Origin of the sequence: Streptomyces sp. NPDC101151 (assembly GCF_044768335.1) — a bacterium.
Lineage (GTDB): Bacteria > Actinomycetota > Actinomycetes > Streptomycetales > Streptomycetaceae > Streptomyces.
The window spans coordinates 111,027-137,566 of sequence record NZ_JBIWPP010000002.1 but is presented as its reverse complement, the minus strand read 5'-3'; the positions used below and the strand labels follow the sequence as shown (position 1 = coordinate 137,566).

The 26,540-nt window shown below is 70.9% G+C and carries 26 protein-coding genes and 1 pseudogene; 8 read left to right on the top strand and 19 right to left on the bottom strand.

Going from position 1 to position 26,540, the window contains the following annotated elements:
- Positions 1-204: 204 nt before the first annotated feature.
- The 7 genes from ACIRU3_RS03690 to clpS all read right to left on the bottom strand — a co-directional run bounded on the left by ACIRU3_RS03690 (position 205) and on the right by clpS (position 5,015).
- Positions 205-1,155: a PLP-dependent cysteine synthase family protein gene (locus tag ACIRU3_RS03690; RefSeq protein WP_404050823.1), complete on the bottom strand. Its 951-nt coding sequence runs from the start codon at positions 1,153-1,155 to the stop codon at positions 205-207.
- 16 nt (positions 1,156-1,171) lie between these two features.
- Positions 1,172-1,450 carry a MoaD/ThiS family protein gene (locus ACIRU3_RS03685; RefSeq protein ID WP_404050820.1) on the bottom strand — a complete coding sequence of 93 codons (279 nt, stop codon included), beginning with the start codon at positions 1,448-1,450 and terminating at the stop codon, positions 1,172-1,174.
- 118 nt (positions 1,451-1,568) lie between these two features.
- The gene (locus ACIRU3_RS03680; protein ID WP_020940333.1) at positions 1,569-1,664 is read right to left on the bottom strand and encodes a putative leader peptide; all 96 of its coding nucleotides are present in this window, start codon (positions 1,662-1,664) and stop codon (positions 1,569-1,571) included.
- Positions 1,665-1,751: 87 nt separating this feature from the next.
- Positions 1,752-2,174 (bottom strand): Mov34/MPN/PAD-1 family protein, encoded by a 423-nt coding sequence (locus tag ACIRU3_RS03675; RefSeq protein WP_404050817.1) that lies wholly within the window; start codon positions 2,172-2,174, stop codon positions 1,752-1,754.
- Positions 2,175-2,319: 145 nt separating this feature from the next.
- Positions 2,320-3,738, bottom strand: coding sequence for an amino acid permease (locus tag ACIRU3_RS03670; protein ID WP_404050815.1), 1,419 nt, complete (start codon positions 3,736-3,738; stop codon positions 2,320-2,322).
- A 341-nt stretch (positions 3,739-4,079) separates the two neighbouring features.
- Entirely contained in the window at positions 4,080-4,685 is a 606-nt protein-coding gene (locus tag ACIRU3_RS03665) for a DUF2017 domain-containing protein (protein WP_404050812.1), read from the bottom strand.
- A gap of 12 nt (positions 4,686-4,697) precedes the next feature.
- Positions 4,698-5,015 (bottom strand): ATP-dependent Clp protease adapter ClpS, encoded by a 318-nt coding sequence (gene clpS, locus ACIRU3_RS03660; protein ID WP_067315022.1) that lies wholly within the window; start codon positions 5,013-5,015, stop codon positions 4,698-4,700.
- 139 nt (positions 5,016-5,154) lie between these two features.
- Between clpS and ACIRU3_RS03655 the strand changes: the two genes are divergently transcribed.
- Together ACIRU3_RS03655 and ACIRU3_RS03650 are read left to right on the top strand one after the other, a co-directional pair.
- Entirely contained in the window at positions 5,155-6,501 is a 1,347-nt protein-coding gene (locus ACIRU3_RS03655; protein ID WP_404050810.1) for a nicotinate phosphoribosyltransferase, read from the top strand.
- Positions 6,502-6,628: 127 nt separating this feature from the next.
- Entirely contained in the window at positions 6,629-7,222 is a 594-nt protein-coding gene (locus ACIRU3_RS03650; protein WP_404050807.1) for an isochorismatase family protein, read from the top strand.
- Positions 7,223-7,350: 128 nt separating this feature from the next.
- On the opposite strand, the gene ACIRU3_RS03645 is transcribed toward ACIRU3_RS03650, so the two are convergent.
- Positions 7,351-7,680 (bottom strand): hypothetical protein, encoded by a 330-nt coding sequence (locus ACIRU3_RS03645; protein ID WP_404050805.1) that lies wholly within the window; start codon positions 7,678-7,680, stop codon positions 7,351-7,353.
- Positions 7,681-7,801: 121 nt separating this feature from the next.
- A complete protein-coding gene (locus tag ACIRU3_RS03640; RefSeq protein ID WP_404050803.1) occupies positions 7,802-10,156 on the bottom strand; it encodes an immune inhibitor A domain-containing protein in 2,355 nt (784 codons plus the stop codon).
- A gap of 361 nt (positions 10,157-10,517) precedes the next feature.
- Here ACIRU3_RS03640 and ACIRU3_RS03635 point away from each other — a divergent pair, with 361 nt between their 5' ends.
- Complete coding sequence (locus ACIRU3_RS03635; protein ID WP_404050800.1) at positions 10,518-10,754, top strand: hypothetical protein; 237 nt, start codon at positions 10,518-10,520, stop codon at positions 10,752-10,754.
- Between the two features lie 71 nt (positions 10,755-10,825).
- On the opposite strand, the gene ACIRU3_RS03630 is transcribed toward ACIRU3_RS03635, so the two are convergent.
- The gene (locus ACIRU3_RS03630) at positions 10,826-11,599 is read right to left on the bottom strand and encodes an RDD family protein (RefSeq protein ID WP_404050798.1); all 774 of its coding nucleotides are present in this window, start codon (positions 11,597-11,599) and stop codon (positions 10,826-10,828) included.
- Positions 11,600-11,673: 74 nt separating this feature from the next.
- Positions 11,674-13,173, bottom strand: a complete 1,500-nt coding sequence (locus ACIRU3_RS03625; protein WP_404050795.1) for an RDD family protein — start codon at positions 13,171-13,173, stop codon at positions 11,674-11,676.
- A gap of 234 nt (positions 13,174-13,407) precedes the next feature.
- On the opposite strand from ACIRU3_RS03625, the gene ACIRU3_RS03620 reads away from it, so the two are divergent.
- On the top strand, positions 13,408-13,821 hold the full coding sequence (locus tag ACIRU3_RS03620; protein ID WP_404050792.1) for an SsgA family sporulation/cell division regulator: 414 nt from the start codon (positions 13,408-13,410) through the stop codon (positions 13,819-13,821).
- Between the two features lie 17 nt (positions 13,822-13,838).
- Here ACIRU3_RS03620 and ACIRU3_RS03615 read toward each other — a convergent pair whose 3' ends face one another.
- Positions 13,839-15,254, bottom strand: a complete 1,416-nt coding sequence (locus tag ACIRU3_RS03615) for an FAD-binding oxidoreductase (RefSeq protein ID WP_404050789.1) — start codon at positions 15,252-15,254, stop codon at positions 13,839-13,841.
- 92 nt (positions 15,255-15,346) lie between these two features.
- Here ACIRU3_RS03615 and ACIRU3_RS03610 point away from each other — a divergent pair, with 92 nt between their 5' ends.
- Entirely contained in the window at positions 15,347-16,837 is a 1,491-nt protein-coding gene (locus ACIRU3_RS03610; protein WP_404050787.1) for a tetratricopeptide repeat protein, read from the top strand.
- A 9-nt stretch (positions 16,838-16,846) separates the two neighbouring features.
- Here the strand turns inward: ACIRU3_RS03610 and hppD are convergent, their stop codons facing one another.
- Positions 16,847-17,995, bottom strand: a complete 1,149-nt coding sequence (gene hppD, locus ACIRU3_RS03605; protein ID WP_404050784.1) for a 4-hydroxyphenylpyruvate dioxygenase — start codon at positions 17,993-17,995, stop codon at positions 16,847-16,849.
- Positions 17,996-18,117: 122 nt separating this feature from the next.
- Here hppD and ACIRU3_RS03600 point away from each other — a divergent pair, with 122 nt between their 5' ends.
- Both ACIRU3_RS03600 and ACIRU3_RS03595 read left to right on the top strand, forming a co-directional pair.
- On the top strand, positions 18,118-18,603 hold the full coding sequence (locus tag ACIRU3_RS03600; RefSeq protein WP_404050781.1) for an Lrp/AsnC family transcriptional regulator: 486 nt from the start codon (positions 18,118-18,120) through the stop codon (positions 18,601-18,603).
- A 38-nt stretch (positions 18,604-18,641) separates the two neighbouring features.
- Positions 18,642-18,812 (top strand): annotated as a pseudogene (locus ACIRU3_RS03595) (ATP-binding cassette domain-containing protein); the annotation flags it as partial.
- Here ACIRU3_RS03595 and ACIRU3_RS03590 read toward each other — a convergent pair.
- The 4 genes from ACIRU3_RS03590 to ACIRU3_RS03575 form a co-directional block, all read right to left on the bottom strand.
- On the bottom strand, positions 18,805-18,990 hold the full coding sequence (locus tag ACIRU3_RS03590) for a DUF5808 domain-containing protein (protein ID WP_404050778.1): 186 nt from the start codon (positions 18,988-18,990) through the stop codon (positions 18,805-18,807). The pseudogene ACIRU3_RS03595 and the gene ACIRU3_RS03590 sit on opposite strands and share 8 nt — an antisense overlap.
- A 75-nt stretch (positions 18,991-19,065) precedes the next feature.
- Positions 19,066-19,857, bottom strand: coding sequence for a S16 family serine protease (locus ACIRU3_RS03585; RefSeq protein WP_404050776.1), 792 nt, complete (start codon positions 19,855-19,857; stop codon positions 19,066-19,068).
- A gap of 40 nt (positions 19,858-19,897) precedes the next feature.
- Positions 19,898-21,007 (bottom strand): o-succinylbenzoate synthase, encoded by a 1,110-nt coding sequence (menC, locus tag ACIRU3_RS03580; protein ID WP_404050773.1) that lies wholly within the window; start codon positions 21,005-21,007, stop codon positions 19,898-19,900.
- Positions 21,004-21,942: a chorismate synthase gene (locus tag ACIRU3_RS03575; RefSeq protein ID WP_404050770.1), complete on the bottom strand. Its 939-nt coding sequence runs from the start codon at positions 21,940-21,942 to the stop codon at positions 21,004-21,006. Before ACIRU3_RS03575 ends, menC begins: the two co-directional genes overlap by 4 nt.
- Positions 21,943-22,044: 102 nt before the next feature.
- Here ACIRU3_RS03575 and ACIRU3_RS03570 point away from each other — a divergent pair, with 102 nt between their 5' ends.
- Positions 22,045-23,592 carry a PucR family transcriptional regulator gene (locus tag ACIRU3_RS03570; protein WP_404050769.1) on the top strand — a complete coding sequence of 516 codons (1,548 nt, stop codon included), beginning with the start codon at positions 22,045-22,047 and terminating at the stop codon, positions 23,590-23,592.
- 70 nt (positions 23,593-23,662) lie between these two features.
- Here ACIRU3_RS03570 and ACIRU3_RS03565 read toward each other — a convergent pair whose 3' ends face one another.
- Positions 23,663-24,304, bottom strand: coding sequence for an IclR family transcriptional regulator (locus ACIRU3_RS03565; RefSeq protein WP_404050766.1), 642 nt, complete (start codon positions 24,302-24,304; stop codon positions 23,663-23,665).
- Between the two features lie 283 nt (positions 24,305-24,587).
- Positions 24,588-26,381, bottom strand: coding sequence for a DEAD/DEAH box helicase (locus tag ACIRU3_RS03560; RefSeq protein WP_404051878.1), 1,794 nt, complete (start codon positions 26,379-26,381; stop codon positions 24,588-24,590).
- Between the last annotated feature and the right edge of the window lie 159 nt (positions 26,382-26,540).

Sequence of the window (26,540 nt, the reverse complement as noted above, 5' to 3'; positions counted from 1 at the left end):
CGGCGGCGGCCGCGAGTCATGAGCATGACACTCACAGACGCCCTGGATGTCGGATGAGCGTGACATGACAGGGTGCGGGAGGAACGTAGACCCGGGGCGCGGACCCCCGGCAGTACCGCAGGGAATTCTTTGCCCCTCCATAGGAGGGGATTGGCCCCCTCATAGGAGGGGGATGGCGCGTAGTTGGCCCGTAGAACAGGGGCGCTATGCCCAGAGCTGACCCTGGAGCGTCTCGATGGCCTCCTCGGTGGTGGCCGCCGTGTAGACACCGGTGGAGAGGTACTTCCAACCGCCGTCGGCCACGACGAAGACGATGTCGGCGCTCTCGCCGGCCTTCACCGCCTTCTTGCCGACACCGATCGCCGCGTGCAGGGCGGCACCGGTGGAGACACCGGCGAAGATGCCCTCCTGCTGGAGGAGTTCACGGGTGCGGGTGACCGCGTCGGCGGAGCCCACCGAGAAGCGGGTGGTGAGGACGGAGGCGTCGTACAGCTCCGGCACGAAGCCCTCGTCGAGGTTGCGCAGGCCGTAGACCAGGTCGTCGTAGCGCGGTTCGGCGGCGACGATCTTCACGTCCGGCTTGTGCTCGCGCAGATAGCGGCCGACGCCCATCAGGGTGCCGGTCGTGCCGAGGCCCGCGACGAAATGGGTGACGGACGGGAGGTCGGCGAGGATCTCCGGGCCGGTCGTGGCGTAGTGGGCGCCCGCGTTGTCCGGGTTGCCGTACTGGTAGAGCATCACCCAGTCGGGATGCTCGGCGGCCAGCTCCTTGGCCACCCGCACGGCGGTGTTGGAGCCGCCGGCGGCCGGGGAGGAGATGATCTCGGCGCCCCACATGCCGAGCAGGTCCCGGCGCTCCTGCGAGGTGTTCTCGGGCATCACGCACACCATGCGGTAGCCCTTGAGCTTGGCGGCCATCGCGAGGGAGATGCCGGTGTTGCCGGAGGTGGGCTCCAGGATCGTGCAGCCCGGGGTGAGCCGGCCGTCCTTCTCCGCCTGCTCGATCATGTGCAGGGCCGGGCGGTCCTTGACCGAGCCGGTCGGGTTGCGGTCCTCGAGCTTGGCCCAGATCCGGACGTCGGCGGACGGCGACAGCCGCGGCAGGCGCACCAGAGGGGTGTTGCCCACCGCAGCCAGCGGGGAGTCGTAGCGCATCGGGCTCAGCGGCCGATCAGGCCATGCCACCGGCGACGGCCGGCAGGATCGTCACGGTGTCGCCGTCGGTCAGCTTGGTGTCGATGCCGTCGACGAAGCGGACGTCCTCGTCGTTCAGGTACACGTTGACGAAGCGGCGCAGCTGGCCGTTGTCCACGATGCGGGCCTGGATGCCCGCGTGCCGGGTCTCGAGGTCGGCGAACAGGTCGGCGATGGTCTCCCCGGCGCCGTCGACCGCCTTCTGGCCGTCGGTGTACGTGCGGAGGATGGTGGGGATGCGGACCTCGATGGCCATGGTTGCGGGCTCCTGTCGGAAAGGGTTCGTCGATTCGGTGTGCGCGCGCCCGGGGGTCCCCCGGGCTTTTCGGCACCGGGGAAGCGCCACGGCAGCGGCCGTACGGCGGCGGGGAACGTCAACAGATGGCGCTGTTCAGCCTGCACAGGTCGACGTGCAGCCGCGCCACGAGCAGGATGCCCGGCGTCTTCTCGCTCACGTCGTTCAGAACCATGGGCTCATCGTATCGATTCCCGGTCCGGGTCCTGGAATGTGATCTCGCATGCTGGATGAACTCTGACCGAACTGTGGTCAGGGACCCTCAGTACGCAGCCACGACCTCGACGTCTTCCTCGGTGACCTCGCCGTCGAGAATCCGGAAGGAGCGGAACTGGAACTCCCCGAGGCCGTCGGTGTCGGCGGTGGAGACCAGGACATAGTGGGCGCCGGGTTCGTTGGCGTAGCCGATGTCGGTCCGGGAGGGGTAGGCCTCGGTCGCCGTGTGGGAGTGGTAGATGATCACCGGCTCCTCGTCGCGGTCGTCCATCTCGCGGTAGAGCTTGAGCAGATCCTGCGAGTCGAACTCGTAGAAGGTGGGCGAGCGGGCCGCGTTCAGCATGGGGATGAAGCGCTCGGGGCGGCCGGCGCCCGCCGGGCCGGCGACCACGCCGCACGCCTCGTCGGGGTGGTCCCCGCGTGCGTGGGCGACGATCTGGTCGTACAGCGCCTGGGTGATGGTCAGCATGGGGGTCAGGATAAGCAGAGGGGCCGTCCCGTACCGAGGTGTGGTACGGGACGGCCCACATGATGGACGTCCTGAGCGGCGGCCGCCAGGGGTGCCACGAGTACTCCCGGCGGCCGGACGTCCATGGGGATGGTCTCCCCGGTGGTCAGCCCACCTTCTCGAAGGCCCGCTCGTCGCGGTCGGCGATCTCCGGCCTGCGGTTCTTCAGGACCAGCCAGCCGATGCCGAGCGCGACCGCCCAGACCGCCATCACGTAGAGGCAGACGCGGGAGTCGCCGTCGTACGCGATCAGGCCGGTGACGAAGAGCAGGAACACGATGGCGATGTACGAGCACACCGAGCCGCCCGGCGCCGGGAAGGACGAGGCGGGCAGCCGGCCCGCGACGACCGCGCGGCGGTAGAGGACGTGGCTGATCAGGATCATCAGCCAGGTCCAGATGCCGGCCGCGGTGGCGACGGAGGTGACGTAGCCGAACGCCTTCTCCGGGACGATGTAGTTCAGGACCACGCCGATGCCCATGAAGGCGACGGACACGGTGATGCCGAGTGCCGGGGTCTTGGTGGACGACAGCTTGGAGAAGACCCGCGGGGCCTCGCCGTTGTCCGCCAGGGTGCGCAGCATGCGGCCGGTGGAGTACATGCCCGAGTTGCACGACGACAGGGCGGCGGTGAGCACCACGAAGTTGACGATGCCGGCGCCGGCCGGGATGCCGATCATCGCGAACGCCTTCACGAAGGGACTGACGCCCGGTGCGAACTCGGTCCACTTGACCACGCACAGGATGACGGTGAGGGCACCCACGTAGAACAGGGCGATACGCCAGGGCAGGGTGTTGATGGCCTTCGGGAGGGTCTTCTCCGGGTCCTCGGACTCGCCCGCGGTCACGCCGACCAGCTCGACGGCGAGGTAGGCGAACATCACGCCCTGCAGGGTCATCAGGGAGGAGCCGATGCCCTTGGGGAAGAAGCCGTCGAACTGCCACAGGTTCGACACGGTGGCGGTGTCACCGGCGGCGCTGAAGCCGAAGGTGAGCACGCCCAGGCCGATCACGATCATGCCGATCAGGGCGGTGACCTTGACCATCGAGAACCAGAACTCCAGCTCACCGAAGAGCTTCACGGAGATCAGGTTGACCCCGAAGAGAATCACCAGGAAGACGAGCGCCGTCACCCACTGCGGGACCGACGGGAACCAGTAGTTGACATAGATGGCGGCGGCCGTCAGTTCGGCCATGCCGGTGACCACCCACATCAGCCAGTACGTCCAGGCGGTGAAGTAGCCGAAGAACGGGCCGAGGAACTCGCGGGAGTACTCCGCGAAGGAGCCGGAAACCGGGCGGTAGAGCAGCAGCTCGCCGAGTGCCCGCATGATGAAGAAGATGATGACGCCGGCGAGGGCGTACATCAAGATCAGGCTGGGACCGGCCTTGGCGATGTTCGCCCCGGCTCCCAGGAACAGGCCGACGCCGACCGCGCCGCCGATCGCGATCATCTGGACCTGACGGCTGCCGAGACCGCGCTCGTAGCCCTCCTCAGGGGCTTCGGTGACCTTCTCAGAGGTCATGTGTGGTGCGCCTTTCTCCATGCCGAACCGGGCCTTTCGTCGGCCTCGGATCGGGTTTCGATCCCCCCGGATTGATGGAGCTGAGCGGGTTCTCGCGAGTCCGCTCCTGCCTGGCCGGCGGTCGCCGGCTCGGTGGCGCACCCGGCCGGACATGGGTGGTGTCGGCCGGGCGGTCGTGAAGATTTATCACGGCCGCAACATTGATCACAGGGGCGCATTGTGGCGCATCGCACAGGGAAAAGCGGACAAAGAACGCCCTAAAGCGGCAAATCAGGCCGAGACGGTGACGCGATCGTTATCCGGATTTGAGCGTCCTCTGAGCGAACATGAAATCCGACACGTTATGCCAAAAGGGTGGTCACAAGCGTCTCCTGGAGGCCGCCCAGCCACAGATAGGCCATCACCATCGGCTTGCGCGGGTCCTCGTCCGGGAGCCGGTAGAGCAGATCGGTGTCGTCCTCGTCGGTGATGTCCAGCCGGGCACCGATCGCCAGCCGCAGGTCGTTGAGCGCGCCGAGCCACCGCCTCGACTCCTCCGGGGACAGCTTGAGGATCGCTCCGCCCTCGTCCACCGGGGACAGCTCGTTCAGGGTGCGGATCACCGCGAGGGCGTTCTCCCGCTTGCCGGTCCTGAGGTCGTTCTCGGTGAAGCGGCGGAACTCTGCGGAGTGCGCACGCCGCTCCTCGGCCTCGGCCGGGGAGTCGGGCGCCTTCTCCGGATCGCTGTAGGCGTCCGGGAAGAGCCTGCGCAGGACGGGGTCGGCGGGCGGCTCGCTCGGGCCCTCGGCGAACAGCTCGGCCAGCGGGTCCTCGGGGGTGTCCGCGCCGGGGCCGGGCCCGATGAGCTCCAGGAGCTGGACGGCCAGCGACCGGATGATGGAGATCTCGACGTCGTCGAGCGCGACGGCGGCACCGCCGCCGGGGATCGGTTCGAAGTGTCCGGGCATGAAGGGCGTTCGCTACTTCCGGTCCTGCTGGAGGGTGGCCCACAGACCGTAGCCGTGCATCGCCTGCACGTCGCGTTCCATCTCCTCGCGACTGCCGCTGGAGACGACCGCTCGGCCCTTGTGGTGGACGTCGAGCATGAGCTTGGTGGCCTTGTCCTTCGGATAGCCGAAGTACGCCTGGAATACGTACGTCACATAGCTCATCAGATTGACCGGGTCGTTGTGGACGATCGTGACCCAGGGGACGTCGGGCTCGGGTACGGCGAAGACCTCCTCCGCCGACTCGGTGCGTTCGATCTCTACGGGCGCGGGTGACGTCACACAGCCCATGCTGCCACGCGCCCCATAAATCGTCACACTGACGAAATGGGGTTACGATGCTTGCCATGCTGCACTCACCGGGGGGCGACCCCCGGACCCCCGGCCGGGCCCGGGGTTGCCGGAATGTCACGATCTTGGGGAGGATTCGGTGAACGTGGCGGACCTTGGGCTGCCGGTGGACGTTCCCTCGACGGCGCTCTTCACGGACCAGTACGAGCTGACGATGCTGCAGGCCGCTCTGAATGCCGGTACGGCCGAGCGGCGCAGCGTGTTCGAGGTCTTCACCCGGCGGCTGCCGGACGGGCGCCGCTACGGGGTGGTGGCGGGTACCGGACGCGTCCTCGACGCGGTCGAGAACTTCCGCTTCGACGAGGGTGTCCTCGGCTTCCTGCGGGAGCGGAGGATCGTGGACGAGCAGACCCTGAAGTGGCTCGCCGGCTACCGCTTCAGCGGTGACATCTGGGGCTACCCCGAGGGCGAGGTGTACTTCCCCGGCTCACCGATCATCCGGGTCGAGGGCTCCTTCGCCGAGTGCGTCCTGCTGGAGACCGTGATCCTCTCCATCCTCAACCACGATTCGGCGATCGCGGCCGCCGCCTCCCGGATGGCCTCCGCCGCCGCCGGCCGGCCGCTGATCGAGATGGGCGCCCGCCGCACCCACGAGCTGGCCGCCGTGGCCGCCTCACGGGCCGCGTACATCGGCGGCTTCGCGACCACCTCCGACCTCGCGGCCGGCTTCCGGTACGGCATCCCGACCGTCGGTACCTCGGCGCACGCCTTCACCCTGCTGCACGACCGCGAGCGGGACGCCTTCCAGGCCCAGGTGGAATCCCTCGGCCGGCGCACCACGCTGCTGGTCGACACCTATGACGTCGCCGAGGCCGTCCGTACGGCGGTGGAGGTGGCCGGACCCGAGCTGGGGGCGGTGCGCATCGACTCCGGCGACCTGCTGCTGGTCGCGCACCGGGTGCGGCATCAGCTGGACGAGCTGGGCGCCCGGGACACCAAGATCATCGTGACCTCGGACCTGGACGAATACGCGATCGCCTCGCTTGCGGCGGCGCCCGTGGACGCGTACGGCGTCGGCACCCAGCTGGTCACCGGCTCCGGGCACCCGACCTGCTCGATGGTCTACAAGCTGGTCGCCCGGGCCGAGTCCGGCGACCCGGAGGCGCCGCTGGTGGCGGTCGCGAAGAAGTCCAGCGGGGGCAAGACCTCCATCGGCGGACGCAAGTGGGCGGTGCGCCGGCTGGACGAGGACGGGGTGGCCGAGGCCGAGGTGATCGGGACCGGGCCGCTGCCTGCCGGGCCGGACGACCGGCAGCTGCTGGTGCAGCTGGTCAAGGGCGGCGAGGTCGTCGCGCGCGAGCCGCTCGACGCGGCCCGCGAGCGGCACATCGCCGCGCGGGGCAACCTGCCGCTGTCCGCTACGCAGCTCTCCCGGGGGGAACCCGTCATTCCGACGGAGTACGTCCAGGGGCGCTCGGGTAGCTAGAGCGCGACCGCCGTCCGTCCCCTGTCAACGCCCCCTCCCGAACAGGCTCCAAAGTCTCTAGGCTCAGTTACTTAACCTTCCCCCGGCCTCTTGGAGCAGGGGGGACCCGCAGCGAAGGACACCCACCATGCGCCGCGCCTTGATCGTCGTAGACGTGCAGAACGACTTCTGCGAAGGGGGCAGCCTCGCGGTGGCCGGTGGTGCCGACGTCGCCGCCGCCGTCACCGAGCTGATCGGCCAGGCGGCCGGCTCCGGCTACCGCCACGTGGTGGCCACCCGCGACCATCACATCGCGCCCGGGGGTCACTTCGCCGACAACCCCGACTACGTCCGCTCCTGGCCCGCGCACTGTGTCGCGGGCACGGAGGGGGTGGGCTTCCACCCGAACTTCGCGCCGGCCGTCGCGTCCGGGGCGGTGGACGCGGTGTTCGACAAGGGGGCGTACTCGGCGGCGTACAGCGGCTTCGAGGGCGCCGACGAGAACGGGGTCACGCTGGCCGAGTGGCTGCGGGACCGGCACATCGACGAGGTCGACGTGGTCGGCATAGCCACGGACCACTGCGTACGCGCCACCGCGCTGGACGCCGCCCGGGAGGGCTTTCGCACCCAGGTCCTCCTGGACCTGACCGCGGGAGTGGGCCCGGAGACGACCGAGCGGGCCCTGGAGGAGCTGCGCGAGGCGGGAGTCGAACTCACCGGCAAGCCGGTCGTCAGCGGCTAGGACACCGTTGAGCCGCGGGGATCCGGCAGCGCCGGGCAAGGCGGCCCGACCAGGAACGCGGGGAACCGCGCGACCGGCCACAGCGGACCCGCAGCCGACTAGCCGCCCGAGCTCCCCGCCCGGCCCCCTCAGCTCTGCACCACCGCCGACCTGCGAAGCAACGCTCGGATGGGGTGCCACAGCTCGGGCACGGTGACACCGTTGTCCGCGGCCGTACGCCATATCAGGCCGTCGGGGTGGTGCAGCACCGCGGTGATCTCGTCCGGGCTCGGCGGGGCCGCGTTGCCCCGCAGGTAGATCGCGCGCAGGCCCAGGTTGCGCAGGCGGGTCAGTGCCCGGGCACGGTTCTGGGCGTGCACCAGCACCCGTACCCCGGCGGCGCCGTCGGCGGGGCTGGGCAGGTTGAGTGCCACCACCACCGTGCCGTTCGGCAGCTTGCAGAAGCCTCCTGCGGCCATGCGGTCACATCCCCGTTTCGGTCGGTGTCAATAAGCGAGCCACAGGACGCACCTAAACACGATCGGCGGCGACCCGCCAGGGGGTCACCGCCGATACGCTTCTGACCTGCGGAATTATCCGCTACTTCACCGCGGGGCCGACTTCCAGCTCGATCGTCGAGCCATCCTTGGCCTGCTTGCCGATCTTGATCTTCGTGTTGGTGTCAGTGATCTTGACACCACCGGTCGGGTTAGACGCGTCGTAGTAGGAGCTGGTGTGGTCGTTGAAGACCGACACCCCCTTCTGCGACTTGATCTTGGTCGCCTTGTCCGCCTTGTGCAGCGTGAAGCCGTCCGTGGCGTCCAGGCTGAACGGCGAGTCGTAGGCCTGGATGCGGTTGCGCAGCAGGGTGCCGTCGGAGTACTTCAGCGCCTTCCAGTGCGCGTCGACCGGCAGGATCAGACCGGTGCCCGGGTGGTCGTTGACGTTGGTGTTGTTGTCCGCCTGGGAGGTGTCCCACTTCCAGATCAACAGACCGTTCTGGTACGGGTAGTGCTCCACCCAGTCCGGGCGCGCCGCCGAGCCGAAGTTGTACGGGCCGACCTTGAGGGTCTTGTCGTACGACACGTACTGGCGGTTCTCGGCGATGTAGTACTGCTTGTAGTCCTTGGTGAAGGACGCGCCGATGCGGGAGAAGCCGGTGGCGGTCCAAGCCGCGTCCGCCGTCTCGGCGTTGTCGGAGAAGAGCGCCGCGCCGTCCGCGGTCACCGTGATCTCGTCGGCCGCGAAGCCCTTCTGCGCCACACCGCCGTCGGTCTGGTAGCGGAAGCGCAGGTCGACCTTCTTGCCCGCGTAGGCGTCCAGCGAGTACGACAGCTTCCTGTAGCCGTCGACCGTGCCGGTCAGGGCCGGCTTGCCTGAGCCGTCGCGCGGGATGGCCTGGCCGTCGACCGTGCCGTCCAGGGCGGTCCAGTTGGCGCCGCCGTCGGTCGACACCTCGGTGTAGAGGTAGTCGTAGCCGTTCTCGATGTCGAACCAGCCGTCCAGGCCCAGCGTGGCCGAGGCCTTGCCGGTCAGGTCGACCGAACGGGTCAGCGTGTTCTTGAGGTTGTCACCGCTGCCGCTCCACCACTGGGTCGCGCCCTGCGCCGGGGTGACGATCTCGGTCTTGACCGCCTTCTGGGGCAGCGAGACGACCAGCGCCTGGCGGTACTTGGTGTTGTACTCGGCGAGGCCCAGCTTGTGCCAGGAGGAGACGCCGGCCTTGGCGGAGTCGTAGTTCAGCCAGCCCAGCTGCAGCTTGTCCCAGGCGTTCATGTCGCCCGGCAGGTCACCGATGGACTCCTTGCCGGTGCCCAGCCAGGAACCGGAGGACATCAGGGTCCAGAAGCCGGTGGAGTTGTCGCCACCGTTGGTGTCGTACTCGTCCGGCAGACCGAGGTCGTGGCCGTACTCGTGGGCGTAGACACCGAGTCCGCCGTTCTCCGGCTGGATGGTGTAGTCGCCGACCCAGACACCGGTGTCGCCGACCTGCGCGCCGCCGAGCTTGTTGTCCGCGGGGCCGGTGGCACCGGCGTCGGTGCCGAAGGCGTACCAGCGGTGGGCCCAGATCGCGTCCTTGCCCTCGGCGCCGCCGCCCGCGGACTCGTCCTCACCGGCGTGCACGATCTGGAAGTGGTCGACGTAGCCGTCGGGCTCGTTGAAGTTGCCGTCGCCGTCGAAGTCGTAACGGTCCCACTGGTCGTACTTGGCCAGGTCCGCCTTGATGGCGGCGTCGGACTTGCCGGCCGCCTTCTGCTTGGCGACCCAGGAGTTCAGGCCGTCGCTGACGACGTTCCACACGCTCGGGCAGTTGGTGGAGCCGCAGGCGTTGTTGCCGTAGCGGGCCTCGTTGTACGGGACCTTGACCCAGTCCGAGACCTCACCGTCGACCGAGTAGCGGCCCGAGGACTGCTTCTCGTAGTACTTCTTCAGCGACTCGGTCTTCTTGCCGGTGCCGAAGTAGAGGTCCTGGTAGTGCTTCTGGTTGTAGTCCTTCTGCCAGGCCGTGCTGTTGTCCTTCTTGCGGTCCGGCGCGGCGATCTTGTTGTGCAGCGGGCCGGGGGTGCCGCCGTACTTGGGGTCCGTCTGGTCCCCGAACTCCACCAGGATCGTGAAGATCTTGTCGGTCTTCTCGCGGCTCAGCTCGACGTACTTGCTGTCGCCCTTTTTGCTCTTGAGCTGGACGACCTTCGAACCGTTGCGGTCCTTGGCCTTGGTCTTGCCCGATATGAGCTGGTTCAGGGCCTCCTGGCGCTGAGCCTTCTGGGTCTTGCTCATGGGGCCGTCGAGGTCGTGCTTCTGCTGCTTCACCGGTGCCGGGTCGTGCCGGTTCACGGCGGCGGACCGGGTCGTGGTGCTCGCCTCCGCGACGGCGAAGGTCGTGAAGGTGGCGGAAGCCGCCGCGAGCGCCACACCGATTGCGGCTGCTCTGAACGTCCAGGATCTACTGGTCACTTGAGTTCCTCCCCCGCGCCGCGCACACGGACAGGGGGTCCCGGGTCATGGAGGGTCCGCGCGCGCACGTTCAACGCGTGTTCAAGTGACGTAATTTGACTAGAGGTTTAGAAGAAAAGACAGACCTTGACTTGAGCAGGACAAGTGCACTATGCGGAGTCGGCGTTCGCTTTACGAACACGCTGGAGTGTCGGTCGAGCGGCGCGTGAGCCGGCCCGCTCGGCAGACCCCATGACTCCGTGCGCCCCCTGTGCACCCGTACCGTGGGTTAGGTCACGCTTACCAGGCGTCCGGCTCGGGCATGCACGCGAAGAGAGTCGAATGGCGCCCCCCATCTTCACCTTCCGAGGACACGATTGCCATGCCTCGTCCGACCGCCGCACAGCTCGCCTACGGTTCGTGCACCGTGATCTTCTCGACGCTCGCCATGCTGCTGCTGTCCCAGACGAGTTCGGGCCTCGGGGTCACCGTCATCGCCCTGGCCGCGCTCGCGCTCGGACTGCTCGTCGCGATGACGGTGCCACTGCCCAAGCCGCGCTCCGTCGCACCGTCCGCCGAGACCGCCCCGGAGAGCGAGCGGGTCCCCACCACGCTCTGACCGCCGTCACGAGAGCGGCGGGTCCGTGACCGTCACGGACCCGCCGCTCTCGTATGGGCACCCATAACACCTCAACCGACCTCGACCACCACCGTCTTGGCCGCCTTGTCGTGCAGGCCCTGCTTGTACGGTTTGTCGAAGAAGCTCCAGCCGCCGCTGACCGCGATCCAGAGGCAGGAGCAGCAGAACAGGGCCGGGAGCCAGAGCACCAGCGCCCGGATCAGAGCGGTCTGGGTGGAGGGCGTGGAGCCGTCGGTGAGGTCGGCCACCCTCATGCCCAGCCACTTCTTGCCGAGGGTCTGCCCCCACTTGGCCGTCATCAAGGTGTCGTAGCCGACATAGAGCACGATGCCGATCACCGCCTCCACGAACACCTTGCTGGTCTCGATCGCGTCGCTGTTCACCGTGATCCCGAAGGGCAGGTTGACCAGTACGGCGACGATGGTGACGAGGATGATGTCGATGATCCGCGCGAGGGTCCGCTTGCCGCTGTCGGCGAGCGGAGGCATGCCCGCCAGCGGATCGGAGGGGTAGCCGGGACCGCCGGCGCCGTACGGCCCGCCACCTCCGTAGGGGCCGCCGCCGTACGGGCTGCCACCACCGAACGGGGGCGGCTGCTCGCCACCGTAGGGCGGCGGCTGACCGCCCGGGGGCGGTTGCTGACCGCCCGGCGGAGGTGGTTGTCCACCGCCCGGCGGGGGCTGGCCCCCGGGGGGCGGGGGCTGCTGGGCGCCGTGCGGGGTGTCGTACGGCGAGCCCGGCCCCTGGTCCGACGGGGGCCGTTTCCTGAACGGGTCGTCCTCGGGGGGCTGCTCTCCGGAGCCGGCGGGCGGTTCGCTGCTCATGGCCCGAGTGGACCGCGAACTCCCCGGCTCCGCACCCGGCGGGCGGCCGTACGGGGTACGGCGGCCCGCTCAGGTCAGTCCGCGACGAAGGTGTGGGCCGCCTTGTCGTGCCAGCACTGGCGCCAGGGCCGGTCGAACAGGCACCACAGCACGCCGACGATCCCGATGCCGAGCAGGCCGGGAATGCTGTAGACCAGCCAGCGGCGCAGGGCCGCGCCGAACGTCGGCGGCTCGTGCGCCTCGATGTCCCGGACCTCCACACCGCACAGCTTCTTGCCGAGAGTCCGCCCCCACTTGGCGGTGGGCAGCACCTCGTACAGGACGCCGAAGAGGAGCAGGACGGCGAGGACGATGCCGAGGGAGGTGCCGGTCGTGCCGTCGAGCAGCCACACGGTGACGGCCCGGCCGGACAGCTTGGCCTCGTCGATCTTCTGCTGGACGTGGTCGACCGCCCGGCCGCCGAGCGGTACCGCCGCGGCGGCGGTGACGGCACCGATGACCAGGCTGTCGATCAGGCGGGCGGCGAACCGCTTGCCGAGACCGGCCGGCCGGGCCGCGGCCTGCCGGCGGGCCGCCGCCTGGAACACGTCGTCCACCGGCGGCTTCCACGGCGCCACGGGCTGCTCGTCCGCGCCCCCGGCCAGCTGGTGCACCTGCTGGGCCCAGGAGGCCTGACCGCCACCGGGCCCCGGGGCCATCGGAGTTGCCGCCGCCTGCTGAGGCATGGACTGCTGGGGCACCGAGGGGGCTACGGCGGCGGGGGCCGCGGAAGCCCGGGGCGCCTGGGGAGCTTGGGGGGGCTGGGCGGCAGCGGCCCGGGCGGCGGCCGCCTTTCCGGCACTGAAGCCGGCCTGCGGTGGGGGCGCCCCTACGGGGCCCTGCACGCCGGGGCCGCCGAGTCCGCCCGCTCCGGCGCCGCTCGGGCCGCTGGAGCCGGCCGGTCCCGCGTGCGGTGCCCCGACCGGACCCTGAGTCCCGAAGCCACCCGCACCCGGGCCTCCCGGCCCCGGGCCGAAACCGGGCGCGCCGGAAGTGCCCGCGGCGCCCTGGCCGGGGGCACCGCCGGGGCCGGGCTGCTGTCCCTGTCCCTGTCCCTGTCCGTGCCCTGGTCCCTGTCCGTGCACCGGGCGGAATGTCATCGTCCCGTCGTCCGTGACCGCCGCGGGGCCCGGGACCGGGCGGCGGAAGATGAACGTGCCGCCGGGGTCGGGCGCGTCCTCCGCGGGCGGGATCGACGCCGTGCCGTCGGCCCGGGCGGCCTGGCCCGCCGGCTGGGACGGGGTGTCGGCGGGGATCCTCGGGTCGGCACCCCAGGCGGAGACCTGGTCCTGCCCGGAGGGCCCCGGCTGCGGGTCCTCGTCGAAGAAGTGCGGGCCCGTCTCCTCGACGGACGCGGCCGCCGGGCGCGCGCCGGGCGGCGGAGCGAGCGGCTCGCCGTCCTTCGGCGCCGGCCGGCTGGTGCCCGGCACCCAGGAGGCGCCGTTCCAGTACCGGACGTAGCCGGGGATGGACGGGTCCGGGTAGTAGCCCTCACGGGGCCTGTCGTCACCGGGGGCCGGGGTTGGGGCGCTCATGTCCGTCGTCCCGTATCTGCTCGGGGGTTTGCTGGGAGCCTCCACATCTATCAGACCCGGGCATGCCGCACCGCCAGTCCCGCCGGACCCGCCCCTTTCCGGGCAACGCCGTACACGGCTCCCACACCCGCGCCGGAAAGATTTCCCGGAACCCGCGTAATGGCCGGGCCCCTGCCCTCTCTCCCCCGGTACGGGCCCACTCCGAGCGGCCCCGGCAGAGAGGACACACAGGTCATGAACCACACCGTGGTGGAGCGGGAGCTGGAGTTGAAGCTCATCCTGTCGCCCGAGCGGAGCATCCCGGTCCCGGCCCGGCTGAGCTACCGCTCCGAAGACCCCTATGCCATCCACATCGCCTTCCACATCAACTCCGAGCACCCCGTCAACTGGACGTTCGCCCGGGAACTCCTGGTGGAGGGGGTGTTCCGGCCGTGCGGGCACGGGGATGTGCGGGTGTGGCCGACCAAGGTCGACGGGCGCAGTGTCGTCCTGATGGCGCTCAGCTCGCCGGACGGGGACGCCCTGCTGGAGGGTCCGGCCGCCCAGGTCTCCGCCTGGCTGGAGCGGACGCTGCGGGCGGTGCCCCCGGGGAGTGAGGGCGGGCAGCTGGGCATGGACGACGCGCTCGACCAGCTGCTCGCCCGGTGAGGGCGGTACGGGAGAGATCAGAACAGCTTGCCGGGATTGAGGATGCCGAGGGGGTCGAAGACCTGCTTCACCGCCCGCTGCATCTCCACTCCGACCGGGCCGATCTCCCGCGCCAGCCACTCCTTCTTCAGCACGCCCACCCCGTGTTCGCCGGTGATGGTGCCGCCGAGTTCCAGGCCGAGGGCCATGATCTCGTCGAAGGACTCGCGGGCCTGCCGGGACTCCTCGGGGTCGAGGGCGTCGAAGCAGACGGTGGGGTGTGTGTTGCCGTCGCCGGCGTGTGCGACGACGCCGATGGTGAGCCCGTACTTGGCGGCGATCCGTTCGACGCCCTCCAGCATCGCGCCGAGCTTCGAGCGGGGCACGCACACGTCGTCGATCATCGTCGTGCCCTTCACCGCCTCCAGCGCGGTCAGCGAGAGCCGCCGGGCCTGGAGGAGGAGTTCGGACTCGGCCGCGTCCTCGGCCGGGACGACCTGGGTGGCGCCGGCGGCCTCGCACAGCGCGCCGACGGCGGCGAGATCGACGGCGGGGTCCGGGGTGTCGAAGGCGGCCATCAGCAGCGCCTCGGTGGTCTCCGGGAGACCCATGTGGGCGAGGTCGTTGACCGCCTTGACGGTCGTACGGTCCATCAGTTCGAGGAGGGACGGCACGTGACCGCCCTCCATGATCCGGCACACCGCGTCGCAGGCGGCGGCCGCGGACGCGAACTCGGCGGCCAGGACGAGCTGCTGGGGCGGCTTGGGCCTGAGCCCCAGGACCGCGCGGACGACGATGCCGAGCGAGCCCTCGGAGCCGACGAAGAGCCGGGTCAGGTCGTAGCCCGCCACGCCCTTCGCGGTACGGCGTCCGGTGGACATCAGGCGGCCGTCGGCGAGGACGACCTCCAGGCCGAGGACGTACTCGGCGGTCACTCCGTACTTCACACAGCACAGGCCGCCCGACGCCGTGCCGATGTTGCCGCCGATGGTGCACATCTCCCAGCTGGAGGGGTCCGGCGGGTAGTACAGGCCGTGTTCCTCGACCGCGCGGGAGAGCGCGGCGTTGACGACGCCCGGTTCGACGACGGCGATCCGGTCGACGGGGCTGATCTCCAGGATGCGGTCCATCCGGGTCAGGGACAGCACGACGCAGCCGTCGGTGGCGTTGGCACCGCCGGACAGGCCGGTGCGGGCGCCCTGCGGCACGACCGGGACGCGCAGCTCGGTGGCGGTGCGCATGACGTGCTGGACCTGTTCGACCGTGCGCGGCAGGACGACGACGGCGGGGGCGCCGGCCGGGCAGAAGCTCGCCATGTCGTTGGCGTAGGAGGCGGTGATGTCGGGGTCGGTCAGAACGGCCTCGGCGGGCAGGCCGGCCAGGAGCCGGTCGGTGAGATTACCGGTTGCTGCGGCATCGTCGTCGCGATGCGCTTCGATACGGCTCATGATCACAGCGTCGCACCCGGGGCCATCGGTGTGAACCCCGTCCGTGCCTCCCTTGGGCCACCCGGATGTCCTCGGCGCGCTGACGCAGAGTGAGCGGTATGGAGATCCGACAGTACGGCCGCTCCGGTCCCGGTACGTCCCTGGTGGCCGAGCCGCCTCCGCCGCGCCGCTCCCGGCGGTGGCTGCGGCGCGTGCTGGTCACCGCGCTGGCGGGCGGGGCCGCGGCGGGCGCGGTCCTGACGCTGCTGCCGGCCGAGCCGCACCGGCGGGCCGCACCGCCCGCGCCGGGCCCGCGGGCCCAGGTGCCGGCGCAGGCGCTGACCGCGGTCACCTCCGGGGTGCCGGCCGCGCTGCCCCAGCTGGCGGCGCTCATCCGGCAGCAGGAGAGCAGGGTGCGGGCGCGTCCGCGGGACGCGCAGGCATGGGCGGTGCTGGGGGCCGCGTACCTGGAGCAGGGGCGGCGCAGCGCCGACGCGGCGAACTATCCGAAGGCGGAGCGCGCGCTGCGGACCTCGATGGAGGCACGGACCACCGGGAGCCGGGAGAACGCGGAGGCGCTGGGCGGGCTGGCCGCGCTGGCGAACGCACGCCGGGACTTTCCGACGGCGAAGCGGTACGGCGAGCAGGCGCTGAAGCTGGGGCCGAAACGCTGGACGGCGTATCCGCCGCTGATCGACGCCTACACCGGGCTCGGCGACTACCAGGCGGCCCGGAGCACCCTGGACAAGCTGATGGGGCTGCGCACCGGCGGGTCCGCGCGGCCCGCGGTGATGGCGCGGGCCTCGGCGGTCTACCGGGACCGGGGCTGGCGCGAGGACGCCGTGGCCCAGCTGACGGACGCGGCGGCGGCCGCCGGCACACCCGCGGAGCAGGCCGCCTATCTGACCGGGGTCGGGCAGCTGGCCTGGGAGCGGGGCGACCGGGAGGACGCGCTGCGGCACTTCGAGGCGGCCGTACGCCTCGATCCCGACCAGCGGGCGGCGCGCGCCGGGCAGGGGCGGGCGCTGGCCGCGCTGGGCCGCACCGACGAGGCGCTCGCCGCGTACCGGACGGCCCTCGTCAAGCAGCCGGATCCCCAGGACACGCTGGAACTGGGCGAGTTGTACGAGTCGCTGGGGCAGTACTCAGCCGCCCGGGACCAGTACGACCTGCTGCGGGAGCGGGTGCGGCGCGCGACGGCGGGCGGGGTGGACATGGAGCTGCTGGTCGGGCAGTTCGAGGCGGACCACGGGGACGCGCAGGAGGCGGTGGCGCGGTTGGAGGAGGAGTGGCAGCGCCAGCCCGGTATCGAGGTGGCCGACGCCCTCGGCTGGGCACTGCACCGGGCCGGCGACGACACGCAGGCGATGGTGTACGCCTCGATGGCGACGGACAAGGCCAAGGGGGGCGGGGTGCGCAGCGCGCTGTACGCGTTCCACCGGGGCATGATCGAGCGCGATCTGGAGGAGGACGGGTCTGCCCGGCGGCATCTTCAGGAGGCGCTGCGGATCAACCCGTACTTCTCGCCGTTGCGGGTTCCCGCGGCGCAGGCGGCGCTGCAGGAACTGGGAGAGGTACCGGACGAGCCCCTGCCCGCCGGTACCTCCTAGGCGCAGGGCCTACAGGTTGCCGCGCTTCTCCTGCTCGCGTTCGATCGCCTCGAACAGCGCCTTGAAGTTGCCCTTGCCGAAGCCCATCGAGCCGTGCCGCTCGATGATTTCGAAGAAGACGGTCGGCCGGTCCTGGACCGGCTTGGTGAAGATCTGCAGGAGGTAGCCGTCCTCGTCGCGGTCGGCCAGGATCTTCAGTTCCCGCAGGGTGTCGACCGGGACACGGGTGTCCCCGACCCACTCGCCGAGGGTGTCGTAGTACGAGTCCGGGGTGTCGAGGAACCGGACGCCGGCCGCGCGCATGGTGCGGACGGTCTGCACGATGTCGTTGGTGTTGAGCGCGACGTGCTGGACGCCGGCGCCGCCGTAGAACTCCAGGTACTCGTCGATCTGGGACTTCTTCTTGGCGATCGCGGGCTCGTTGATCGGGAACTTGACCTTGAGGGTGCCGTCCGCGACGACCTTCGACATCAGCGCGCTGTACTCGGTGGCGATGTCGTCGCCCACGAACTCCTTCATGTTCGTGAAGCCCATGACCTTGTTGTAGAACGCCACCCACTCGTTCATGCGGCCGAGTTCGACGTTTCCGACGCAGTGGTCGATGGCCTGGAAGGTGCGCTGGGCGGGCGGTTCGACGATCGGGTCCGCCGCCACGAAGCCGGGCAGGTACGGGCCGTCGTAGCCGGTGCGCTCGACAAGGGTGTGGCGGGTCTCGCCGTAGGTGGCGATCGCGGCGAGGACGACCGTGCCGTGCTCGTCCTTCAGCTCGTACGGCTCGGCGACGGAGCGGGCACCGTGCTCGATCGCGTAGTCGTACGCGCGACGGGCGTCCGGGACCTCGATGGCCAGGTCGACGACGCCGTCGCCGTGCTCGGCCACGTGCTGGGCGAGGAAGCGGCCCCAGTCGGTGCTCGGCTTGATCACCGACGTGAAGACGAAGCGGGCGGAGCCGTTCTCCAGGACATAGCTCGCGGTCTCGCGGCTGCCGTGCTCCGGTCCGGAGTAGGCGACCAGCTGCATGCCGAAGGCGGTGGAGTAGTAGTGCGCCGCCTGCTTGGCGTTGCCCACGGCGAAGACGACCGCGTCCATTCCCTTGACCGGGAAGGGGTCGGCCTGCCGGGCGGTCGTGACGGGAGTGTGGTCTGTGGTCTGCGTCATAGCGGAAGGGTGGCCCCAGCCTGCAAGGTGCGCAATAGTTTCCTTGTTCACTGGACAATCTGCGCAGTGGTGTGACCGTTTCTGCAGTCGCTCTGTACAGGATGACCACCCCGGGAGGGGCTGTGGCGATCGATCATCTGGACGGGCGGATCATCGTGCTTCTGGCTCGGGAGCCGCGCATCGGCGTGCTGGAGATGTCCCGGCGGCTGGGGGTCGCCCGCGGGACGGTCCAGGCCCGGCTGGACCGTCTTCAGTCGAATGGAGTGATCCGCGGATTCGGGCCGCAGGTGGACCCGGCGGCCCTCGGCTACCCGGTCACCGCGTTCGCCACGCTGCAGATCCGCCAGGGCCAAGGGCCCGATGTCCGGGCGTACTTGGCGACGGTGCCGGAGGTGCTGGAGCTGCTGACCACCACCGGCAGCGGCGACATGCTGTGCCGCCTGGTGGCCCGCTCGAACGCCGATCTCCAGCGGGTGATCGACCTGGTCGTCGGTTTTGACGGCATCGTCCGGGCCTCCACGGCGATCGTCATGGAGAACCCCGTTCCGCTGCGGATCATCCCGCTGGTGGAACAGGCATCCGAGGACAGCAGGGAAGGGAACCAGTAGACACGTCCCGTCGTCGGCGACGATCGGTCTGTTCGTGGAAGTCCACGACGCTCAGGATGATCAACCGGCTGACCGAGCCGACCGGCGGCCGTGTCCGCATCGACGGCGAGGACGTCACAGGCATCGACCCGGTGGGGCTGCGCCGCCGGGTCGGGTACGCCGTCCGGTCCTCGGGGCTGTTCCCGAGACGCGGGGCGGCGGTCAGCGTCCGCCCAGCCAGATGATCAAGCCGACGACGGCAAGGACGGCGGCCGTCCAGACCCAGGCCATCGGGTGACCGTAGTTCAGGGTGGTCCCCCACCCGTGGCGCCTGGGCACCAGCAGAGCGGGATCGTCCCGGTCGAAGCAGAAGATCCCGAACACGTAGCGGCGTTCGTCCCGATCCATGACCCGCCTGACGAGAGCCGGTCCCCTGACGAGGTCCGGATCCCCCTGAACCCAGGATACCCGCAGGTCAACGCGCTAGCAGCTCGGGACCGAGCCCGTCCCCTTCTCCAGCGCCACCAGGGAGTCCACCGCGGTCTCGAGCGTGGTCACCGGAATCAGCCGCAGCCCCTCGGGCAGCTCGGACCTGGCATCGGCGCACTCGGCCTTCGGCACCAGGAAGACGGTGGCCCCGTCCCGGCGGGCCGCCTGCGTCTTCAGGGCCACCCCGCCGACCGCGCCGACCTTCCCCGCGGCGTCGATCGTCCCCGTACCGGCGATGTTCCGGCCGCCCGTGAGGTCACCGCCGCCGCCGTCACCGTCGAGCTTGTCGATGATCCCCAGGGTGAACAGCAGTCCCGCGCTGGGCCCGCCCACGTCGGCGAGCTTCAGGTCGACCTTGACCTTGTCGGCGCTCAGGTCCAGGTACTTCAGCGCCGCCTGGGTCGCCGCGTCCTGGGACTGCTGCATCTGCTCCGCGTTGTGCTTCTCGATCTCCTTGACGCTGTTGCCGCTCGGGTAGACCGAGTCACGGGGCATGACGGCCCGGTCCGTACGGAACCAGTTGCCGAACACGTCCCCGAGGGAGACCTGGGCGTCCGGGCCGGTCGCCTCGATGGTCGTCATCCGCAGCTGCCCGCTGGTCTTCCGGGTCGGCGCACCGGAGACGGTGATCACCTGGGTGCCCTGGTTCTCGCCGAGCACGTTCGCCGTCATCCCCGGCTGCGCCACCGAGAACGGCAGCGGCGCGAACACCGCCGTGGCGAGCAGGGCCACGACGGGCAGGGCGCAGACGGCGACGGCCTGGGGGCGCGTGAGACGTGAGAGCACAGGATCAATCTACGTGACGGCCCTCCGCGCCCTCGGCCCCTCATGCGGCGTACAGGTCCCGTCGCTCCCGGGTGAACCGCCGCAGCGCGTCCGGGAGCGGCTCGATGCCGATGCCGGGCGCGGCCGGAACCGGAAGATGGCCGTCCACCAGGACGAAGGGCTCGGTGATGTCCTCGGCGAAGTAGCGCGAGGAGGCCGAGGTGTCGCCGGGCAGGGTGAAGCCGGGCAGGGCGGCCAGGGCCAGGTTGGGGGCGCGGCCGATGCCCGTCTCCAGCATGCCGCCGCACCACACCGGGACCCCGTGCGCGAGGGCCACGTCATGGACCCGGCGGGCCTCCAGGTAGCCGCCGACCCGGGCGGGTTTGACGTTCACCACCCGGCAGGCCTCCATGGCGATCGCGGAGGCGGTGTCGCGGGCGTGGTGCAGGGACTCGTCCAGGCAGACGGGGGTGGTCAGCCGCTGCTGGAGCCGCGCGTGGGCGTGGAGGTTGTTCTCCTCCAGCGGCTCCTCGATCAGCAGCAGCCCGAACTCGTCCAGCCTCCGCAGGTGTTCGGCGTCCGCGAGGGTGTAGGCGGTGTTGGCGTCGACCTGGAGGGGCAGCCCGGCGCCGAAGCGCTCGCGGACCGCCCGGACCGGCTCGACGTCCCAGCCGGGCTCGATCTTCAGCTTGATGCGGACGTACCCCTCGGCGAGGTGGCGCTCGACGTCGTCCAGCAGTTCGGGCACCGAGTTCTTGATGCCGACGGAGACCCCGGCGGGGACCCGGTCCCGTACGGCACCGAGAAAGGTCGCGAGCGGCATGCCGTAGGAGCGCAGCTCCGCGTCCAGGACCGCCGTCTCCAGGGCCGCCTTCGCCAGCTCGTGCCCCTTGATCTTCGCCGTCGCGGGGGCCAGCGCGGCGGTGGTGAGGTGCGGGAGAGCGGCCGCGCGGGGCAGCAGGAAGTCGCGCAGCACGAGTTCGGCTCCGGCCACGAACTCCGAGCAGTACAGCGGCTCGGGGTCGGCGGCGAACTCCGACCAGCCCTCGGCCTCGTCGGTGACGACGTGCAGCAGAAAGGTGTCCTTCGTCGTCATCGTGCCGAAGGACGTACGGAAGGGCGTGACCAGCGGGATCGCCACATGCACGATCTCCACGCGCTCCAGCTTCATGCGGCCCCCTCCACGGGGGTCCCCCCGCTCGAGCGCAGCCGAGAGCGGGGGCGGGTGAGCGTGTACCAGCCGTCGCGGGACATGTCCGTCGCCCGGAAGCCCTCCGCGAAGGCCTCCGTAAGGACCTCGCGCACGGCGTAGCGCCAGCGCAGCGCCAGGACGGGGTCGACGGCACGCAGCTCCACGATGTCGTCGGGGACGCGGCAGAAGACGAACCGGTCGCCGAGGTCGCGGCGGGCGAGCGTGCCGCCGTCGGGGGCGGTGTGGGTGGCGGGCGCCAGATCGCGGTCCCGCACGTCGTACGAGCCGTCCGTACCGTGCGGGGTCAGGGTGCCGTGCGAGGCCTCCGTGCCGTACGAGCCCTCCGTGGCGAACGGGGCTTCCGTGCCGTACGAGGTCTCGGTGCCGTACGAGGTCTCCGTGCCGTACGAGGCCGACGGCGCCGTGAGGTCCCAGCTCACCGTCATCCGGTCGCTCTCGTCGCCGTCGTTCACGCCGTCCGCCATGGGGCCGTAGAAGTCGACCAGGTAGTCCGTGCCGACGGCCCCCAGCTTCACGAGGTTGAAGCGGGCGTTGCGGCCGACCAGCGGGTCGAAGGTCCAGCGCATGGTGCGGGCGCCGACGCCGACGGCCCACTCGCGCTGGGCCCGCTTCACCACGGACCCGAGGCCCCGGTCGGCTGCGGCCACCAGGGAGTACGTGCCCCGCTCCGGTGCGAGCACGGCGACGGAGGCACCGGCCGGCCGGTGCCCGTCGTACGCGGCGTGCACGGCACCGCCGGCGTGCACCAGGCTGTGCAGCACCTCGGCCGGATAGGGCGGGGCGGTGCGGGCGGTCTGCCAGACGTCGCTGAAGTAGTCGGCCACGGCCGTGAGCCCGGCGACGTCGCGGACGCTGCGAAGGGTGACTCCTGCTGCCAGGACTCCTGCTGTCATGGCACGAGTCTCGGAGGCGGCGGAGAGCCGCGTGTTGTGCGAGCGGCCAAGGGATGCGTACGTTCGTTTCAGTATCAGCCAAGCCGCCCTTCGAGGACTGCCATGGACGCGTGCACCCTGGGCGACCTCCTGGACGTGGTCGGCGGCCCCGCCCTGCACCTGCACACCGCCCCCGCCGGACAGGACGTGCCGGTCACCGAGGCGGTGCTCTACGACGGCCGGGCCCCGCTTCCCCGGCTGCCCGGGGCGCTGCTGCTGGCGGTCGGAGTACGGGCGGCCGAGGCGGGGCCGCTGGTGCGGGCGGCGGCGGAGGCCGGGCTGACCGGGGTCGTGGTGCGGGGCGCGGACGGGCCGGTCGGGGAGGCCGAGGCGCACGGCGTGGCGCTGCTGTCGGTCGCCGAGGACGCGGCCTGGCACCAGGTGCACCTGCTGCTGGCCTCGGCCATCGGCGCCCGGCCCGCCACCGCCACCGACACCGGCCTCGGTGACCTGTTCGCCCTGGCCGACGCGATCGCGGCGGCGGCCGGCGGGGCCACCGCCGTCGAGGACCCCCGGCAGCGGATCCTCGCCTACTCGACCGTCCCCGGGCAGCAGGTGGACGAGGACCGGCGACAGGGCATCCTCGGCCTGCAGGTGCCGGCCAGCACGGAGAACACCGAGCAGTACCGGCGGCTGTTCGCGGCCGACCGGCCGGTGCGGCTGCCCGCGCTGACCGGCTCCGGCCTGCCCCGGCTGGCGATGCCGGTGCGGGCCGCCGGGGAGACGCTCGGCTCGGTGTGGGTGATCGACGCCGGCGCGCTCGCCCCCGATGCCGAGGACACCCTCGCCCAGGGCGCCTCCACGGCCGCGCTGCTCCTGCTCCGGGCCCGCGCGGCCCGCGAACTGGCCCGGCACCGGGGCGGCGACCTGCTGCGCCGCCTGCTGGACGGCACGGCCGACGCGCCGACGGCCGCCCAGCGGCTCGGGATCGAGGGCCCGGCCCGGGTGGCCGCGTTCGTGCTGGACGCCGCAGCGAGCGTGCCGGACGCCGAACGCACCGCGCTGCGCCTGCTGGACGTCGTACGGCTGCAGTGCGAGGCGCGCTACGGGCGGCAGGCGTGCGTGCTGGCGGACGGGGTGGTGTACGCCGTGCTCCCGGCGCCCGGTGAACGGCACCGGAAGCTGGCCGAGGACATCGTCGGACGGGCCGGGCAGGCGCTGCGGGTGCCGGTGCGGGCGGCGCTGGGCGAGGTGGTGCCGGACGCGGGCGGCCTGGCGGACTCCCGGGCCGACGCGGACCTGGTGCTGCGGGTACTGGACGCGGACCTGCCGGTCGCCACGGTGGACGAGGTGCGGCCGCGCGTGACGCTGCTGCGGCTCTCCGAAGTGATGGGCGAACGGCGGGAGTTGAGCGCGGGCACCTGGCGGCGGGTGCTGGCGTACGACGCCGGGAACGGTACGGAGTACGCCCGCACGCTCGTCTGCTGGTTCGACGCGGGCTGCGACATGGCGGGCGCGGCCAGGCTGCTCGCGGTGCACCCCAACACCTGCCGGTACCGCCTCAGACAGCTCCAGCAGCACATCGGGGTCGACCTGGACGACCCCGACGAACGGCTGGTGCTGTGGCTGCAGTTGAGGACGCTGGCCGGGCTCGGCACAGCCGGCGCCTGAGCCGCCGCGCGCACCGCTCCCGGTGCGCGGGAACCTGGTTGTCCGCCGTACGGTCCGGCCGCGGTCCCGCTCAGCGCAACGCTTCCGCGACCTCCCGTGCCGCGTCGACCACGCGCGGCCCCACCCTCTCGGGCACGGAGTCCGCCAGCATCACCACGCCCACGCTGCCCTCCACACCCGTCACACCGACGAGCGGGGCCGCGGCGCCGCTGGCACCCGCCTCCAGCTCGCCGTGCGTCAGCGTGTACCCGGGATCGGCCGACTGCGACTGCCGTGCGGCCAGAATCGCCCGGCCCGCGGCTCCCCGGTCCAGCGGATGCCGGAAACCGGCCCGGTAGGCCACGTGATAGTCCGTCCACGTCGGCTCGACCACGGCGACCGCCAGCGCCTCCGTCCCGTCGACCAGCGTCAGATGCGCCGTCGCGCCGATGTCCTCGGCGAGCGAGCGCAGCGCGGGCAGCGCGGCCTCCCGTACCAGCGGATGCACCTGCCGGCCGAGGCGCAGCACTCCGAGCCCGACCCTGGCCCGCCCGCCCAGATCACGGCGCACCAGTGCGTGCTGCTCCAGCGTGGCGAGCAACCGGTACACCACAGTGCGGTTCACGCCCAGTTTGTTGGAAAGCTCGGTGACGGTCAGTCCGTGGTCCGTGTCGGCCAGCAGCTTGAGGACACGCAGTCCCCGGTCGAGCGTCTGAGAGGTCTCCGCGGTCACGACGCCCACTCCTTTGATGGTGAGGTCGGCAACCCCTGGGCGACGGATGCATCACCGAGTCCCGTCGGCGACGCGCCTCAGAGGCCGCCGATCGGCAGGACGGCCCGGCGGCTCCGGGTCATGTCGCTTCACGGCTGCGCTCCGCGGCGGCGCTGCCACGGGGCGTGTGCGTAGCGGGACAGTAGCGAAGCCGGTTCGCTGAGCGGAAGTCTCCGTCCAGAATCCGGGCAGGCGTGGGGACGGACTGCCAGCATTCGTCCTGATACGCACACGGACGACGGGGTCAGCGCATGCGCGTGGCCCACTCCTGCACCTTGGCGATCCGCTGCCGCAGCTGTCCGGCCGTCGCCTCCGCGCTCGGCGGGCCACCGCACAGCCGCCGCAGCTCGGTGTGGATCACCCCGTGCGGCTTGCCGCTCTGGTGGACGTACGCGCTGACCATGGTGTTGAGCTGCTTGCGCAGCTCCATCATCTCCTTGTGGCTGACCACCGGGCGCCGCTCGGCGGGCAGTTCGAGCAGATCGGCCTCGGAGTCCGGCTTCTTGCGGCTGTGCGAGATCTGCCGGGCCTGCCGCTTCTGCAGCAGCATCTGCACCTGATCCGGCTCCAGCAGTCCCGGGATCCCGAGGTAGTCCTGCTCCTCCTCGCTCCCCGGGTGGGCCTGCATGCCGAACTCGGCGCCGTCGTAGAGGACCCGGTCGAAGACGGCGTCGGACTCCAGCGCCTCGAAGGGCAGCATGTCCTGTTCGCCGGTGTCCTCGTCCTGTTCCTTGTTCGCCTCCTCCATCTCCTTCTCGGATTCGGCGTACGGGTCCTCCTCGCCCTCCTTCTTCGGCTTGTCGAGGGCGTGGTCCCGCTCCTTCTCCATCTCGTTGGCGAAGGTCAGCAGGTCCGGAACGGTCGGCAGGAACACCGAGGCGGTCTCGCCACGCCGCCGGGACCGTACGAAACGCCCGACGGCCTGCGCGAAGAAGAGGGGTGTCGAGATGGTGGTGGCGTACACGCCGACCGCGAGCCGCGGCACGTCGACGCCCTCGGACACCATGCGCACCGCGACCATCCAGCGGTCGGTGTTGGCGCTGAACTCGTCGATCCGCTTCGAGGCGCCGGCGTCGTCGGACAGGACGAGGGTGGCCTTGGTGCCGGTGATCTCGCGGATGAGCTTGGCGTAGGCGCGGGCGGAGTCCTGGTCGGAGGCGATGACGAGGGCACCGGCGTCCGGGATGGCCTTCCTGACCTCGGTCAGCCGCTGGTCGGCGGCGCGCAGCACGCTGGGCATCCAGTCACCGCGCGGATCCAGGGCGGTACGCCAGGCCTGGCTGATCGCGTCCTTCGTCATCGGCTCGCCGAGCCGGGCGGCGACCTCGTCGCCGGCCTTCGTGCGCCAGCGCATGTTGCCGCTGTAGGAAAGGAAGATGACGGGCCGGACGACATGGTCGGCGAGGGCATTGCCGTAGCCGTAGGTGTAGTCGGCGGCGGACCGCCTGATCCCGTCCTGCCCCTCCTCGTACGTCACGAAGGGGATGGGGTTGGTGTCGGACCGGAACGGCGTACCGGTCAGCGCGAGCCGGCGGGTCGCGGGCTCGAACGCCTCCAGGCACGCCTCGCCCCAGGACTTGGAGTCACCCGCGTGATGGATCTCGTCGAGGATGACGAGCGTCTTGCGCTGCTCCACCCGGTTGCGGTGCAGCATGGGGCGCACACCGACACCGGCGTACGTGACGGCGACCCCGTCGTAGTCCTTGCCGATCGGGCCCGCGCTGTACTCGGGGTCGAGCTTGATCCCTATCCGGGCCGCGGCCTCCGCCCACTGCTTCTTCAGGTGCTCGGTCGGCGCGACCACGGTCACCTGCTGCACGACGTGGTGGTGCAGCAGCCAGGAGGCGAGGGTCAGCGCGAAGGTCGTCTTGCCGGCGCCGGGCGTGGCGACGGCGAGGAAGTCGCGCGGCTGCTCCTGGACATACCTCTCCATCGCCCCTTGCTGCCAGGCACGCAGCTTGCTGGCGGTACCCCAGGGCGCGCGGCCCGGGAAGGCGGGGGAAAGGTGGTGGGAGGAGGAAGCGGCTGTAGTAGTCACGGTCTCCGTGGTCAAGGGGTCGATTCCAAGGGCCGACGCGCTGGGGTCCCCCCAGGCTTTCGGCGCTGGAGGAGTGTCGGTCGGGGCGGTGGTGGGTGACGGGCGGGCGGCTCGGCTACGTATGACAACCGGGCCACCCTACCGGCGCCCTGCCGCCGT

Excerpts from the sequence above, each read along its gene's own strand:
- ACIRU3_RS03675 (WP_404050817.1), bottom strand. The coding sequence starts at position 2,174 with ATGCTGACCATCACCCAGGCGCTGTACGACCAGATCGTCGCCCACGCA.
- ACIRU3_RS03625 (WP_404050795.1), bottom strand. The coding sequence starts at position 13,173 with ATGAGCGCCCCAACCCCGGCCCCCGGTGACGACAGGCCCCGTGAGGGC.
- ACIRU3_RS03645 (WP_404050805.1), bottom strand. The coding sequence starts at position 7,680 with ATGGCCGCAGGAGGCTTCTGCAAGCTGCCGAACGGCACGGTGGTGGTG.
- ACIRU3_RS03590 (WP_404050778.1), bottom strand. The coding sequence starts at position 18,990 with ATGGATCGGGACGAACGCCGCTACGTGTTCGGGATCTTCTGCTTCGAC.
- ACIRU3_RS03575 (WP_404050770.1), bottom strand. The coding sequence starts at position 21,942 with ATGACAGCAGGAGTCCTGGCAGCAGGAGTCACCCTTCGCAGCGTCCGC.
- ACIRU3_RS03635 (WP_404050800.1), top strand. The coding sequence starts at position 10,518 with ATGCCTCGTCCGACCGCCGCACAGCTCGCCTACGGTTCGTGCACCGTG.
- hppD (WP_404050784.1), bottom strand. The coding sequence starts at position 17,995 with ATGACGCAGACCACAGACCACACTCCCGTCACGACCGCCCGGCAGGCC.
- ACIRU3_RS03650 (WP_404050807.1), top strand. The coding sequence starts at position 6,629 with ATGCGCCGCGCCTTGATCGTCGTAGACGTGCAGAACGACTTCTGCGAA.
- ACIRU3_RS03610 (WP_404050787.1), top strand. The coding sequence starts at position 15,347 with ATGGAGATCCGACAGTACGGCCGCTCCGGTCCCGGTACGTCCCTGGTG.
- menC (WP_404050773.1), bottom strand. The coding sequence starts at position 21,007 with ATGAAGCTGGAGCGCGTGGAGATCGTGCATGTGGCGATCCCGCTGGTC.
- ACIRU3_RS03690 (WP_404050823.1), bottom strand. The coding sequence starts at position 1,155 with ATGCGCTACGACTCCCCGCTGGCTGCGGTGGGCAACACCCCTCTGGTG.
- ACIRU3_RS03685 (WP_404050820.1), bottom strand. The coding sequence starts at position 1,450 with ATGGCCATCGAGGTCCGCATCCCCACCATCCTCCGCACGTACACCGAC.
- ACIRU3_RS03570 (WP_404050769.1), top strand. The coding sequence starts at position 22,045 with ATGGACGCGTGCACCCTGGGCGACCTCCTGGACGTGGTCGGCGGCCCC.
- ACIRU3_RS03665 (WP_404050812.1), bottom strand. The coding sequence starts at position 4,685 with ATGCCCGGACACTTCGAACCGATCCCCGGCGGCGGTGCCGCCGTCGCG.
- ACIRU3_RS03670 (WP_404050815.1), bottom strand. The coding sequence starts at position 3,738 with ATGACCTCTGAGAAGGTCACCGAAGCCCCTGAGGAGGGCTACGAGCGC.
- clpS (WP_067315022.1), bottom strand. The coding sequence starts at position 5,015 with ATGGGCTGTGTGACGTCACCCGCGCCCGTAGAGATCGAACGCACCGAG.
- ACIRU3_RS03620 (WP_404050792.1), top strand. The coding sequence starts at position 13,408 with ATGAACCACACCGTGGTGGAGCGGGAGCTGGAGTTGAAGCTCATCCTG.
- ACIRU3_RS03680 (WP_020940333.1), bottom strand. The coding sequence starts at position 1,664 with ATGGTTCTGAACGACGTGAGCGAGAAGACGCCGGGCATCCTGCTCGTG.
- ACIRU3_RS03630 (WP_404050798.1), bottom strand. The coding sequence starts at position 11,599 with ATGAGCAGCGAACCGCCCGCCGGCTCCGGAGAGCAGCCCCCCGAGGAC.